The sequence below is a fragment of the Pseudoalteromonas sp. SG43-8 genome (assembly GCF_014164245.1).
GTDB lineage: Bacteria > Pseudomonadota > Gammaproteobacteria > Enterobacterales > Alteromonadaceae > Pseudoalteromonas > Pseudoalteromonas distincta.
In genome coordinates, this window is sequence record NZ_JACJEX010000005.1 from 98,366 (window position 1) to 112,063 (window position 13,698).

At 38.7% G+C, this 13,698-nt stretch carries 13 protein-coding genes; 5 read left to right on the forward strand and 8 right to left on the reverse strand.

From position 1 onward, the window contains the following. The first annotated feature begins 1 nt into the window (after window position 1). Both H5122_RS11485 and H5122_RS11490 read left to right on the forward strand, forming a co-directional pair. Entirely contained in the window at window positions 2-142 is a 141-nt protein-coding gene (locus H5122_RS11485; protein WP_007376862.1) for a DUF2256 domain-containing protein, read from the forward strand. A gap of 124 nt (window positions 143-266) precedes the next feature. Next, window positions 267-704 carry an OsmC family protein gene (locus H5122_RS11490; RefSeq protein ID WP_039487188.1) on the forward strand — a complete coding sequence of 146 codons (438 nt, stop codon included), beginning with the start codon at window positions 267-269 and terminating at the stop codon, window positions 702-704. 76 nt (window positions 705-780) lie between these two features. On the opposite strand, the gene H5122_RS11495 is transcribed toward H5122_RS11490, so the two are convergent. Continuing rightward, a complete protein-coding gene (locus tag H5122_RS11495; protein WP_002958152.1) occupies window positions 781-963 on the reverse strand; it encodes a 2TM domain-containing protein in 183 nt (60 codons plus the stop codon). Window positions 964-1,180: 217 nt separating this feature from the next. Here H5122_RS11495 and H5122_RS11500 point away from each other — a divergent pair, with 217 nt between their 5' ends. Continuing rightward, window positions 1,181-1,957 (forward strand): EAL domain-containing protein, encoded by a 777-nt coding sequence (locus tag H5122_RS11500; protein ID WP_182673749.1) that lies wholly within the window; start codon window positions 1,181-1,183, stop codon window positions 1,955-1,957. A gap of 48 nt (window positions 1,958-2,005) precedes the next feature. Here the strand turns inward: H5122_RS11500 and H5122_RS11505 are convergent, their stop codons facing one another. Continuing rightward, complete coding sequence (locus H5122_RS11505; protein WP_182682217.1) at window positions 2,006-3,493, reverse strand: dipeptidase; 1,488 nt, start codon at window positions 3,491-3,493, stop codon at window positions 2,006-2,008. Between the two features lie 248 nt (window positions 3,494-3,741). On the opposite strand from H5122_RS11505, the gene H5122_RS11510 reads away from it, so the two are divergent. After that, complete coding sequence (locus H5122_RS11510; RefSeq protein WP_039487197.1) at window positions 3,742-3,933, forward strand: DUF2986 domain-containing protein; 192 nt, start codon at window positions 3,742-3,744, stop codon at window positions 3,931-3,933. Between the two features lie 2 nt (window positions 3,934-3,935). On the opposite strand, the gene H5122_RS11515 is transcribed toward H5122_RS11510, so the two are convergent. The 3 genes from H5122_RS11515 to H5122_RS11525 all read right to left on the reverse strand — a co-directional run bounded on the left by H5122_RS11515 (window position 3,936) and on the right by H5122_RS11525 (window position 8,707). Then, complete coding sequence (locus H5122_RS11515) at window positions 3,936-4,898, reverse strand: TDT family transporter (protein WP_182682216.1); 963 nt, start codon at window positions 4,896-4,898, stop codon at window positions 3,936-3,938. Between the two features lie 211 nt (window positions 4,899-5,109). Then, window positions 5,110-7,275, reverse strand: coding sequence for a TonB-dependent receptor (locus H5122_RS11520; RefSeq protein WP_182682215.1), 2,166 nt, complete (start codon window positions 7,273-7,275; stop codon window positions 5,110-5,112). Window positions 7,276-7,408: 133 nt separating this feature from the next. Next, the gene (locus H5122_RS11525; RefSeq protein ID WP_182670848.1) at window positions 7,409-8,707 is read right to left on the reverse strand and encodes a PAS domain-containing methyl-accepting chemotaxis protein; all 1,299 of its coding nucleotides are present in this window, start codon (window positions 8,705-8,707) and stop codon (window positions 7,409-7,411) included. A gap of 360 nt (window positions 8,708-9,067) precedes the next feature. On the opposite strand from H5122_RS11525, the gene H5122_RS11530 reads away from it, so the two are divergent. Next, window positions 9,068-10,273 (forward strand): MFS transporter, encoded by a 1,206-nt coding sequence (locus tag H5122_RS11530; RefSeq protein WP_024598262.1) that lies wholly within the window; start codon window positions 9,068-9,070, stop codon window positions 10,271-10,273. A gap of 75 nt (window positions 10,274-10,348) precedes the next feature. Here the strand turns inward: H5122_RS11530 and H5122_RS11535 are convergent, their stop codons facing one another. From H5122_RS11535 to H5122_RS11545, 3 genes are all read right to left on the reverse strand, one after another. Beyond that, window positions 10,349-11,395, reverse strand: coding sequence for an NAD(P)-dependent alcohol dehydrogenase (locus H5122_RS11535; protein ID WP_182673754.1), 1,047 nt, complete (start codon window positions 11,393-11,395; stop codon window positions 10,349-10,351). Between the two features lie 142 nt (window positions 11,396-11,537). Continuing rightward, window positions 11,538-12,251 (reverse strand): DUF1499 domain-containing protein, encoded by a 714-nt coding sequence (locus H5122_RS11540; RefSeq protein ID WP_182682214.1) that lies wholly within the window; start codon window positions 12,249-12,251, stop codon window positions 11,538-11,540. A 106-nt stretch (window positions 12,252-12,357) separates the two neighbouring features. Further along, window positions 12,358-13,698, reverse strand: a complete 1,341-nt coding sequence (locus H5122_RS11545; protein WP_182682213.1) for a DUF1501 domain-containing protein — start codon at window positions 13,696-13,698, stop codon at window positions 12,358-12,360.

Below are 13,698 nucleotides of genomic sequence, written 5' to 3' on the forward strand. Positions count from 1 at the left end.
CATGGCGCACAAAAAACTAAACTTACCTCAAAAAATGTGTCCTATTTGTAATAAACCTTTTACGTGGCGTAAAAAATGGCAGCGCGACTGGGATAACGTTATTTACTGCTCAGAGCGCTGTAAGCGAAATAAACAGGGATAACAATTAACTGGCGCCTATTTTGCAGCATCATCTGTAATTAGTGCTTTTGAGGCTTTATATAAGTTTATTTTGTAAATAACGCTTAGCTAGCCTGAAAAGCTTACACTCTAGCAAGGAGAAGATGATGACGATTAAAAAAACGGCAAGTTCAACATGGTCTGGCGACATTAAAACAGGCAAAGGTAGCATATCAACTCAAAGTGGCGCGCTTAATAAACAACCTTATGGTTTTAATACCCGCTTTGAAGATAAGGCAGGCTCAAACCCTGAAGAATTAGTAGGTGCAGCGCACAGTGCATGTTTTAGTATGGCGCTTTCACTTGCATTAGGTGATGCAGGCTTTACCGCAGATAAAATTGATACTAAAGCCACTGTAAGCCTTGATGAAGTAGATGACGGTTTTTCGGTGACGCATATTGCCCTTGAGGTAAAAGCGCGTATTGATGATATTCAAAACGAGCAGTTTCAAGCCTTATGTGAGCAAACCAAAAAGAGCTGCCCTATTTCAAAACTCTTAAATACCGAAATATCACTAGATGCGACGCTTCAATCAGCATTTTAAATATTTAGGTTTAGATTACTGTAAATAAAGCACATTAAATTAAAGCCAAGTAAATTATTACTTGGCTTACTAATCATCAAGATACCTTTTTAGAGCTGCTTATACCTAAGACTTCAGATAATAAAGCGATCCCCATGCCAAGCGCGGGCCAAATCACCCATAAGGTGTTTGGTGATGTAATTAAATTAATTAATCCTAAAAACACTAAAGCAACTGCATACTGTTTAAAACTTTGAAATATTGTTGTTGATGTATTCATGTTTATCCTCCTGTTAATGTATAAATCTATTTTTATATAAAAAAGAAATACAAACCCCTGCCAAATGTCATTAAATAGCATGACATTAGTCATCATACTACTCACATATAAATAATTACTTATTACGTTAAAAAAAATATAAACTAATACTTTAATCTGCTTGTGTTAGGATCTACCCTCAACTAACTTTAAAAATAAACATAAGAGGATGAACTAAGTGATCGAAAAATCAAAAGATTGTGAAAAAGTGACATGTAGTAATTGTGCTGACGCCAACGATCTTGAATTTGATTTTTCTATGGCTTTTCAACCGATTATAAACTGTAAAACTCGCCTAATTTATGGCTATGAAGCATTGGTTAGAGGTTTAAATGGCGAGTCTGCTTATTCAATTATTTCAAAAGTGAATGAAGACAACCGCTATGCATTTGATCAGCTTTGTCGTATTAAAGCCATTCAACTAGCCGCAAAGCTGGGCATAACATCAATGCTAAGCATTAACTTTTTACCTAATGCTATTTATAAACCAGAGCGATGTATACGCACCACACTAGAAGCTGCAAAAAAGTATAACTTCCCAATTCAAAATATTATGTTTGAATTTACTGAAGTTGAAAAAATTGAAGACACCGCACACATTAAACGCATTGTTGATTACTATCAGTCTCTTGGATTTAAAACCGCCACTGATGACTTTGGTGCAGGTTATTCTGGTTTAAATCTATTGGCTGACTTTCAAACAGATATTATCAAGCTTGATATGGCGCTCATACGCGATATTAACAACGACAAAAAACGCCAACTAATAGTAACTCATTGCTTAAATATGTTTCGCGATTTAAACATAACCGCACTAGCTGAAGGCATTGAAACAGTAGAAGAATATAAGTGGCTTAAAAACGCAGGTGTTGAGCTTATGCAAGGGTATTTATTTGCCAAACCAAGCTTTGAAAACTTGCCTGAGGTAAATTTTAAGGACATAGGTGCTGATTAGTACTCAACACCTATTATTAAACCTTATTGAATTTAAGTAAGGCTTAAACTACATATTACCTAGCTCTATCATCATTGCTGTGTACATACGTAAATTCAGTTCAAGTTGCTCAATGGTCATAAATTCATGCTCGGAGTGACCTGTATAGCGCTTACCTGGCATTGAAGGGCCAAACGATACCGCATTATCAAACAGCTTTGCGTTAGTGCCACCACCTATTGATACAAAGTCAGCTTTTTCGTCGCCCGTAAAATGCTTGAAAATATCAAGCAGCTTTTGCGCGTGTGGCGCGCCATCAAGTAGCATAGGTGTGCCAATAATTGTTTCTATGTTAGCAAGTGTTACATTGTTAGTAGCTTGCCAATTAGCGAGTGCATCATCAATTTGCTTTTGTAATACGGCTTCGTCTTTACCCATTGGACGACGTGCATTTACAGCAAGTGTTAGCGCATTACCATCGCGCTCAATAACTGTTGGTGCCACTGTCATTGGGCCCATAAAGTCGTGCTTGTAAGCTATTTCGCCAAATTGTTTACCGTGAATGTCTAAACCAATTAACTGATTCACAAAGTCGATTAGCTCGCCGTCACTGTTATTTTCAAGCTCCACACCTTTAAATAACTCAGCTAAATAAGCAATAGCATTTATACCCGACTCCGGCTCAGATGAATGCGCCGACATACCTTTAACGCTTATTGCTAAGCCATTACTTTTTTCACTAAAGTTAAATTCAACTTTATTTAATGTTTTAGCTTTTGCTTTTAATGTATTAATAAGTGCCGCGTCTGCATTGTGCAAAACTAAGCTTGCATCTTCTGGAATTTGGCTTCTAAACGCACCGCCAGTTACATCCTTTACATATAAACCCGTTTGTGGTGATGTTGCATTAAAAGTAGGTGCAATTAAGCTCCAGCCTTTCTCGGCAACCACTACAGGGTATGATGCATCAATCGTTACTGCATATTTGGGTTGCTCATACGTTTTCATAAATTGAGTAAGCGGACCCCAATCAGACTCCTCTGCAAGGTAAATCATAAGCTCTATGCGGTTATCAAGCTCTATGCCTTTATCTTTAATTGCTTTCATGGCGTAAAGCGCTGTTGCTATTGCACCTTTATCGTCTTCCGTACCACGACCAACTAATTTACCCGGTTCAGATGTATCAATAATAAAAGGACTTTGTTTCCATTTGCTAGCATTAGCAGGTTGCACGTCGCCGTGGGTTACTACCGTTACTTTTTCGCTTTGCTCGCCCATACCAATTAATACGGTGTACCCTAAATCTTGATAGTCAAAACCAAGCTCTGCGGCTTTCATTTTTAAAAGTGCTTTAAAGCCAATAAAATCGGGATTTTGAGGAGTGCTAATGTCGCTTTTATTAACCGTCGGAAAAGCCACTAAGTTAGTTAGTGTGTGTATTTGAGCATTTTGGTAGGTATTTACTGCGTAATCGGCAACGCTATCAATATTTTTATTTAACTGCGCATGTGCGCTAAATGCAAATAAAGCAATACTGGCTAAAGCTAACTTTTTCAAAACAATTCCCATTTAATTAATAACTAAGAGCGGTAATTATAACGCTATGAAGTGCCTACTTATAGCTCTTTACGCCAGCACATAGGTAACTTAAGGTAAATAACCGAAACTCTGGATAATAAATCTATCTCAAGCAGCTATTTTCAGCGCTAACTGCGTTGAACTTACTTGCAATAGGCCAAGTAAATCTCTTGCCCAGAGTTCATGTTAAATATTTATATAGCAGCTTTTATGAGGATGACTGTATAATGCGCGACTTAAAATTAAGAGAGTATTTAATTGTGAACCGTCGTAAAAAAATCGTCACTAAATTTCAAAAGAAAGATAAACGCACTAACGCTAAATTGCATAAAAGCAACAAACCGTCTTATGTATCAAAAGCTGAGCGCGAAAAACTAGCTGAACAAGAAAGTAATGAGCCACAGGTAATCCAAGAGTAGTTTTATGTTACCTGTTGCTTTGATAATTTAAAGTGGCAAAAGTACCGACCACTTACATAACATACCACTGCCGTGGCAACTATAAGTTCAAACGTAGCTAAGTAATTAACTGTATCTACATATGGCATTGCGAGGTTTATACTTTGCATCCAATCAGCCATTTTAAATAATGCAGTTGCCCCAATAACCATTGGAAATGTAAAAGCAGCGTAGCTCGGTGTAAAAGGTCTGCTTAATAACTTTATAAATAACACGTAAACAATCAGTGTTTTTATTATCGATAATATAAATAATGCCCCCACTATAATAAGTGACAGATTAGCTACAATATGAAAATACCCCGCTAATGTTAAACTGGCAGGCGCTGCTAAAATGGCGAGTGTTGGCTGTATTTCGTAGTCACTTTTTAATGCTAATAAAAAACGATAAAACATAATTGGCAGCATTATAGCGTACGTTGATATACCAATAACTAACGCACTATGAGCTAACCACGCTAATGTCGAATTTCCCGAAAAAGTAACATCTGCAATAATTATCCCCACAGGTGGCACAAACCAGCTGGGCGCCATATCCTCAAAGTTAAACTTTTTTACTCGCTGGTATAAAAAGCTCACCAAAAATGTGAGATGCAACACAAAAGCTAAAACCCACATAATGTCGCCAGCTAATGAGTGAAATTGCCCAATTGAGTTTGAAATAACAAGATTAGCCATTGCAAATGTAGGGATCACACTTCCTGCAACTGGGTGTGCTAAATCGGCTTTTAATAAATGAGGGTGTAGTAAAAACTTAGCAGCCAAAAGTAAAACTAATACGCCAGCTAATACAGCTCCCAAAAATTGCCCTTGGGAGTTTAAATTAAAAACGTTTTCCCATGTCCACCCCATACAGGCAATACCCAAAGCTAAACCAGCCATAGCTGTTGGCGCACCCATCACTTTATTTTTAAATTGCTTAAACACTGTATTTCCTAATCATTGGGTGATGAACAAGTTACTGCTTTTTACTGCATTGCCTTAAAATAACGCTGTAAAATTAGTACAAGCGTGCTTAATAGAACGCTTTTTGCGTACAAATATTTCATAAAAATAAGTTTACGGCTTACATATTAAAGCGTATGAAAAAAGCCATAACACAGTTATGGCTTTTACTTTATTTTAAAATTTAATTTAGTTAAAACGCGTAACTAATGCTTACATTAAATGAACGACCCTGCCCAGCAAGTTGTTCAAACCCGTTGCTGCTATCTTGTTTAAGTGCTGCAATACTTACGCCGCCTAGTGGGAGTTGGTAATATTCATCAAACACGTTACTCACTTCTGCGCTTAGCGTTAATGAATCCCATGTGGCTTTAGAGCTTAAATTAACCAAGCTGTAGCTGTCTGTTTGGTTTTCAAAACGATTATTATCTACACGGGTTTTAGTATCTACCCACTGCCAAGATAACGCATTTTCAAATCGACCCATTTGCTGGCTAATACCTAGCTGGGTTTGCAGTGGTTTAATTTGATAAAGCGGTTGGTTAGTATCGTCTCGCTTACCTCTGGTATTTGTAACATTAGCGTGTAACTGCCAGTTACCTAATTGCTTAGATTCATAAATGTTGGCTGTTAAATCTATTTTTGCACCATATAAAATGGCATCTACATTAGTAAACTGCAAAATGTTACGCGCTGTGTTGTCCAAGTCATAACTATTGAAGCTTCTTACAATATCAGCATCAATATAATCATTCACATCTGTATACCAAACATTGGTGCTTAATCGCCAACGGTCATCTTTAGCCTGCTTAATATAAGTAGCACTTAAAGTATGCGCTGTTTCAACGTCTAAATCAGGGTTACCAATATAGCCATTACCATCGCCATACCAACCAATCATGGTGGTTGCCATGGTACTTATACCCCAGCTGTATCGCTCGTATAAATTAGGTGCGCGGTTTTTACGGGCAAGACCAAATTGCAGCTCATCATAATTTGTTATTTGGTAGTTAATTAAAAAGTTAGCATCAACTACAGTGTCGGTTTTATCTCTGTCGCCAGCATTAAAGTTCTGTGCAGCAATGCTATTATCTGTAGACGTATCGCTCATGGTCATAATTTCCATACCCCCCATGTCGCTCATATCGCCCATATCCATCATGCTCATACCGTCGTGGTAAGGCTGAACCTCACCTACTTGGGTATTAACACTTTCAATACGTACGCCTGCATTTAACCATAACTTGGTATTTATTTGGCTCTCAAATTCAGCAAATGCCGCTATGCGCTCTCGTTTACCGTTATTTATATTTACGTAATCGTCTGGTCCCATCATGGTTGAGCCTTCAATACCTGGCCACCAATCATCAATGCTGTAATTGTAATATTCTTGAGCGAGTAAAATACTGCTGTTTTTATTAAGCGCAATACGCCATTTAAGCTGCGTAGTTATATCTTGTGCATCGGTTTTCATTGGCATCATGCCTGTTTTTTCTTGGCTAAAAAAACCCATTTCGTGCTTTACGCTATGCCAGTTAACTTGCCCTTCAAGCTCGCTGTTTTCAAAGGAGCGTTTGTATTGAGCTATTGCACCGTAGCTGGTGTTATCGGTCATATCCATATACTGATTTGCAAATCCCTGATATGGGATTTTTTGATGCGTTAGCTTTATAACTAATTGCTGTTTATCATCGCGCATAGCTGCGGTTAAACTATGATTTTGTGCTCGATACAATGTATCTAATACTACATCGCCGTTACCGTCTTCATAACTATCTGCGTCACTAAACGAACCCTGATAATTAAGGCTAAGCGTGTCACTTGCTAAACGTGCACCAACGCCAAGTTTACGTCCGTTATCAACGCTACTGTACTTTGCTGACACATAACCTGAGTGCCAACCTAATTCATTGCTATCGCTATACTGTGGTGAAATAGAATTAACGTTTATTACGCCAGCAATATTATCGCCGCCCGCACTCACTGGCGACACGCCTGCAACCACATTATAAGACGTAATTTGATTAGCCGAGATATACGAAAGTGGCGGGTTCATATGATTAGCGCATGCAGCGGTTACATCTGCGCCATCAATTAACACTTTAACTCTGTCGCCCATTAAACCATTTAAAATAGGGAGGTCAGATACGCCGCCCGCAGCTGAAAAGTCGACACCTAAATCACTTAATAACGATTCTGACGAACCAAGTGCTAAATGCTTATTTTGAGCATGTCCGTGTACTTCAATTACTTCTAAAGACGTATCGTCGGCAAATGCAAAAGTAGATAGCACACAGCTAATAAAAAGTGCGACAGGGGAAAGTAAGTAAGTTTTTTGAGTTTTGCTTTTATAAACCATTGTTAATTTATGCCACTGTAATAATTGGCGTAATTATAGTGTGAACTGCAAAAGCAAAAGCGCGACATATTGTCGCACTTTATCAATTTTGAATGTTGTTAGGCGTGTTTAATCTAAAAGGTCATATAATAAATTAAGTATTTAACTCAGCGACTGTTTGAGAAACAATATCAGCCCCTCGCTCAATCTCTTTAATAACTTCAGATACATTCGCAATAAGCTCTCGGCCTTGCTCTGAAGAGTCTGAAACCGACGTAATTTGCCTTGATATATCATTAGTGAGCTCTTGGTTATTTTTAACAACGGTCGCTATTTCATTAGTTGAACTACTCGTACTGGCTGCAAGTTGCCTTACTTCGTCAGCTACTACAGCAAAACCTCGACCGTATTCACCAGCACGTGCAGCTTCAATAGCAGCATTGAGTGCAAGTAAATTAGTTTGATCAGCAATGCTGCTAATTGTAGAAACAATGGAGCCTATTACAGCTGATTGTTCATTAAGATTTTTAATTAAATCAACTGACTTAAGAACTTGGCTTACAATGGCATCTGAGTTTGCAACAGAACTTTGTAGTATCTCAGAACCTTTTTTAGCGGTTTGCGCTGTAGCTACCGCCGATTCATACGCGATTGCAGCGGCTTCAGTCACTGCATTATTATTGTGTATACGATCAGTAATATTTGATGCAAACTTAATTATTTTAATTACATTACCTTTGCTATCTAATATTGGGTTATAAGTAGCTTCTAGCCAAATTTCTGAACCGTCGGCGGCAATACGTTTAAATTTTCCTGACTTAAACTGCCCCTGCGCTAATTCATTCCAAAAGTGTGGGTTTTTCTCATAAAACACTTCAGTACAAAACATTTTATGATGTTTACCTACAATATCTTTTAAGCTGTAGCCTACTGTTGCTAAAAAGTTTTGATTTGCGCTTAAAATATTACCTTGTGGGGTAAACTCTATTGTAGCCAATGCTTTATCGAGTGCAGTAGCTATCGCTTCTTGTGCCTTTCGTTGTATATAACTAGTCGTAATATCAGAGGCTATTTTAATCACTTTAGTGACTACGCCATGCTCTTCTACAGGAAAGTAAGTTGCCTCAAGCCAAAGCTTATCGCCATTAGCTTTGTATCTTAAAAACGATCCTGATTTAGAATCTCCGGTTTTTAATGCTTGCCAAAATTGGCTATATTCGTCTGACTTTGCATATTCAGGTTCGCAAAACATGCGATGATGTTTGCCAATTATTTGCTCTTTGCTGTAGCCTACAGTAGCTAGAAATAACTGATTTGCGTCTAATATTATTCCTTCAGGTGTAAACTCTATATAAGCCACATGCTTGTTAATTGCCGACAAGATAGACTGTTTTTGAATTAATTGAAGCTCCATTTCTTCAATTTTTGCGTTTCTTTTAGAAATACCAAACATATAAAAACCTTAAGGAGTAAATTAGTAAAAACATTAGCAAATTAATGTGATATCAACATGTAACTGTACTGTAAATATAAGCTCTAAATAACCTTTCGGCGAATATTTAACACCTTATAGATGCATGCTTTATAAATAGTTTTTTTATTTTATGAATTTTAAGTAGTATTTTCTTCTAATTAACATTTTAAAAACCTAACAAAAACACTAATTTATGCATGACTCTGTACTTTTTTTAACTTAAAATAGCACTTTCACAGACTACCCTCTCACACCAAAATTTAAGCATACATATAATATTTTCTATTCAGAATTTATTGTGCTGTTTCACTTTTAAAATTAAATCTTAAGGGATCATCTATGACATCAGATGTAACGTCGGCATCTAGTCAACTTAACAGAACCGCTATTTTACTCGTATTAGCACTTGGCACATTTATTTTAGGATTATCTGAGTTTTCGATGATGCCTATGCTGCCACTAATTAGCGAAACATTTGGCTCAACGCCCTCACAAAGTGGTTACGCAATTAGTGCTTACGCCATTGGTGTTGTAGTGGGTGCGCCTATTTTAATGCTTACCACTGCTAATATGAGAAAGCGCAAAGCATTGCTCATTTTTATAAGCTTAATGTTTATCTCAAACGGGTTAAGCGCGATGGCAACGTCGCTTGAGCAGCTTGTAATATTTAGATTTTTAAGTGGCTTACCTCATGGTGCATATTTTGGTGCTGCTATTTTATTAGCATCAGATATTGCCCCAAAAGGTAAGCGTGCAAGCTTTATGTCTAAGGTGTTTATGGGTTTAACTGTGGCTACTATTGTTGGCGTGCCTATAGTTACACTTGTAGGTCAAAATTTAAGTTGGCGTTATTGTTTAGCTGGCGCTGCAGTACTGGCCTTTATTGCTTTTGTTTTTGTTTATAAAGTAGTGCCTAGTATCGATAACGCTAAGCCTTCTAACTTACTAAACGAGTTTGGCGTACTTAAAAATAAACTGGTTTGGTCCATTTTGGGTATTGTAATTATTGGCTTTGGCGGAGTGTTTTGTATTTATACTTATATTGCCGACACCATATTAGTGGTAACAAAAACAGCTCCGTATACTATTTCTATCGCAATGGTAATGTTTGGTATCGGTTGTACACTCGGTAACTATGTACTGGGTAAAGCTGCCGATAAATCAGCAATTAAAACGACTGGCCTTGCGCTTGTATGTACTATTGTATTTGCCTTTGCATATGTAACGGCAAGCCATAATATTTGGGCTCTTTACGCGGTGATCTTCTTTATTGGTTGCAGTGTGGGCTTGGCTACGCTGATTCAAACGCTTTTAATGGACGTTGCGCCCGAAGGCCACGCTATGATTGGTGCCTTAGTACAGTGCGCATTTAATACTGCCAATGCTATAGGTCCTTGGGTTGGCGGAATTGCAATAGCGCAAGGTGCTGCACCTAATCAAACAGGTTACGTAGCAGCTGCATTGTTTTTAGGTGGTTTGGGTATGTGGCTATTAAGTTACTTACAACTAAACAAACAGCAACCAACAGCGCAAGCTACTAATTAACTGAGTCCTGGTTAATTTAAAACATAAAAAGAGCCGCTAATTAGCGGCTCTTTTATTTTTAATTTACCTAGTAAATTAAGCGTTTAACGATGCCATATCAATAACAAAGCGGTATCGTACGTCAGATTTTTCCATACGCTCGTATGCCGTGTTAATTTCGTCAATGTTGATCATTTCGCACTCTGGTAGCACGTTATTTTCACCACAAAAATCGAGCATTTGCTGTGTTTCTGCAATACCACCAATGAGTGACCCTGCAATACGACGGCGACCCATTAACAGCGGCACCGTGCTTAGCTCTTCTACAGGGCCAACCTGTCCAACGATGATTAGTGCGCCGTCTATGTCTAATAAAGGCGTGTAGATTGAAAGGTCATGCTTAACAGGCACTGTATCAATAATTACATCAAAAGCCGACTGCGAGTCTTTCATTTCGTCATCATTAGATGACACTAAGTAATGCTGGGCACCCAATTTAACGGCGTCTTCTTTTTTCGACTCACTACGCCCAACAACAGTAACAATTGCACCCATCGCTACGGCATTTTTAACTGCCATGTGGCCAAGCCCACCGAGGCCAACAACTGCAACACGGCTGCCTTTTTTAACGCCCCATTTATGAAGTGGAGAATACGTAGTAATACCTGCACATAATAGAGGTGCAACGCGTGAAAGCTCTAAACTCTCTGGTATTGAAAGTACGAACTCTTCTCGTACAACAACATGTTTAGAATACCCACCTTGGGTCATTTCGCCGGTTTCTCTATCTTTACCTGCATAAGTGCCAACCATACCCTCTCGACAAAATTGTTCTTCGTCGTTATCACATTGATCGCAACTTTTGCATGAATCAACCATGCAGCCCACGCCAACAGTATCACCTTGCTTATATTTTTTAACGTCGCTGCCTACCGAAACAACTTTACCAACAATTTCGTGCCCAGGTACTAATGGGTAGTCACTGCCACCCCAATCATTTCGTACGGCGTGTAAATCTGAATGGCACACACCACAGTATAAAATTTCAATTTCTACATCGTTATTTCGTAAATCGCGGCGCTCAAAAGAAAACTCTGTCAATTCAGAACCTTGGCTTTTTGCTGCATATCCTACTGTTTTCATAATAACTCCATAGTGGTTAAAAATTTAAATCATCAACAGCATAGTCCATAGCCCGTGAATAGAACCTGACAATATAAAATAGGCACAAAAAAGCCCAAACAGTGTTTGGGCTCAATCGTTAGTACTAGGGCGCTAAATTTAATTATTTTGCAAGTAAGCTGTTTAGTTCATTAATAATTGAATGAATGCGCTCTGCATTTTTTCCTAAATCACTACGCCCTACTCGCGATTTACTACGAATATCAACAAAACGCTGGCTGCCTTCATCTTTAATACGAATTACCACATCGTCTTTAAAACCAAACCATGTGGTTGTATCAGTAGCTTCTACAATACCTGTAGCCGTGTTTGCACTTACTACTGCAAAACCAAGATTTTTTACTGCTTGTTCGCTTGCTGCCATCAAATCGGCTTTAGACTGTGCAAAGCTTAACGTTGCCAGTTCTGGGTATGCTTTGCGTTGCTGTACTGCCGTTTTTTCACCCGCGTACTCTACTGGGTTTGGTGCTTCAGCACGCAGTGACGCAATTGCTACAAATTTTGGTGGGTTAACTAAATCTGTTGAAATATCATGAATTGCCGGTACGCTTTTAGCTTTGTTCATCATATTAAGTGGCATAGCAATAGCCACAACCGAAAACACAAGCGCAATAACACCACTGCTTAGCGTTAACGTTTTACGCATAAATAACGCTTGTATTATAAGTAGCACCAATGCAGCGCCACCAGCGTAAACGCCAAATCTAAATCCCGTAAACGCAACCTTTAGCTCTACAATACCATATTTATACAAAGGCCCTGGCAGTATGACGAGTAAAAAGGCGATTAGACTAACTAAGCTCACTAAAACTTTCATTTTATGATTCCTATATTGTGTGATTTTTATTATTAAAACAGATAAGCACTATCAACCGGTAGCTTATACTACTAACAAGTGCTTTTAGATTACTATTAGCGACTAATTACACAAAAAAGTCCAATGTTGTGTGATCAAAGTTACTCAAGTTTGGAAAAATATCAACAAGCTCAGAGCTTGGCACACCAAACCAATGAGCCAGTGTGGCAAAGTACTGCTCATTAGCAACACTTGGAATTAAACGCCCGCCACCGGTATCTTGTGCGCCATCCAAATGTTGAGTTAATAGCTCGCCATATATATTGCCGCCTTTTACTGCGCCGCCCATTACTATTTGGTTCCCTGCCCAACCATGGTCAGTGCCATCGCCATTTGAGGTCAACGTGCGACCAAAATCAGACATAGTAAACGTAGTCACTTTATCAGCCATATCAAGCTCTTTCATCGCACTATCAAATTCACTTAACCCTTGAGCTAACGTATTTAATAAAGCAGGGTGCGTTGTTAATTGGTTGTCGTGGGTATCATACCCCCCCATAGAAACAAAAAACACTTGGCGTTGAGTACTCAACTTTGCCTGTACGCTAATTGTTTTAGCGACTGCTGCAAATTGCTCACTGAGGCTATTATCGCTAAATGGGGTAATAAGTGCAGGCGCGCTTTCTAACGCGCGGTTCATTGCTTGAGTGTTATTTATCGCACTTGTTAAGCCATTGGCATAAGCTGTACTTAACGGATGATTCGTATTGCCTAGTAAGCGGTTCATAATAGAAGTTACGTGCTCGCTACGAGGTTGGTACCCGCCAAACGCGTTAATATTACTAATGCCGCTTTTGTTAAGCGCAAATGCATTAGTAGCACTTCCCGTTTGCCATAAATTAGTACCGTCGAGTGATATGTTAGCCGCAAATTCATCCTGTAATTCTAAGCGTTCTAAAAGTCGTGCACCCCAGCCACTGTTAAGCGATTGTTTTTCTCGGCCATACATCCATGCAGCTTGCTGATCGTTATGCGAAAACAAATGCTTAGGCAAACCTATTGTTTTATTTTTATAGTCACTCAATGTTGTGGGAGCGAGTAAAGTACCTACCCCGCCTATAAATGCTAAATTTTGAGATTCAAACACATTTTGTATCGGTTCAAGTGAAGGGTGAATACCGACGCCACCTGCAAACTGGCTTTTAATGCTTAGCTCAATAGGGCTCTGTACCGCTAGGTTTTGCCTGCTTTGCTCGTACAAACTCCGTTGCTCGCCTTCAAGCGGAACGAGCATATTTAACGAATCATTCCCCCCGTATAAATACACACACACTAATGCTTTGTAATCACCTAGCTCAACGGCATTAGTCGCTCCAGTTAATGCTTGTAATTGCAGGCTCGTTAACGCGGCAGCCGATACGCTGCCTTTTACACATAACGACAGAAACTCTCTTCTATTAATGCTCAT

What these genes read in the sequence shown, in the direction of transcription:
- H5122_RS11485 (WP_007376862.1), top strand. Translation starts at nt 2, where the DNA reads ATGGCGCACAAAAAACTAAACTTACCTCAAAAAATGTGTCCTATTTGT.
- H5122_RS11525 (WP_182670848.1), bottom strand. Translation starts at nt 8,707, where the DNA reads ATGTTTGGTATTTCTAAAAGAAACGCAAAAATTGAAGAAATGGAGCTT.
- H5122_RS11535 (WP_182673754.1), bottom strand. Translation starts at nt 11,395, where the DNA reads ATGAAAACAGTAGGATATGCAGCAAAAAGCCAAGGTTCTGAATTGACA.
- H5122_RS11490 (WP_039487188.1), top strand. Translation starts at nt 267, where the DNA reads ATGACGATTAAAAAAACGGCAAGTTCAACATGGTCTGGCGACATTAAA.
- H5122_RS11540 (WP_182682214.1), bottom strand. Translation starts at nt 12,251, where the DNA reads ATGAAAGTTTTAGTGAGCTTAGTTAGTCTAATCGCCTTTTTACTCGTC.
- H5122_RS11520 (WP_182682215.1), bottom strand. Translation starts at nt 7,275, where the DNA reads ATGGTTTATAAAAGCAAAACTCAAAAAACTTACTTACTTTCCCCTGTC.
- H5122_RS11495 (WP_002958152.1), bottom strand. Translation starts at nt 963, where the DNA reads ATGAATACATCAACAACAATATTTCAAAGTTTTAAACAGTATGCAGTT.
- H5122_RS11545 (WP_182682213.1), bottom strand. Translation starts at nt 13,698, where the DNA reads ATGAGCATTAATAGAAGAGAGTTTCTGTCGTTATGTGTAAAAGGCAGC.
- H5122_RS11510 (WP_039487197.1), top strand. Translation starts at nt 3,742, where the DNA reads ATGCGCGACTTAAAATTAAGAGAGTATTTAATTGTGAACCGTCGTAAA.
- H5122_RS11530 (WP_024598262.1), top strand. Translation starts at nt 9,068, where the DNA reads ATGACATCAGATGTAACGTCGGCATCTAGTCAACTTAACAGAACCGCT.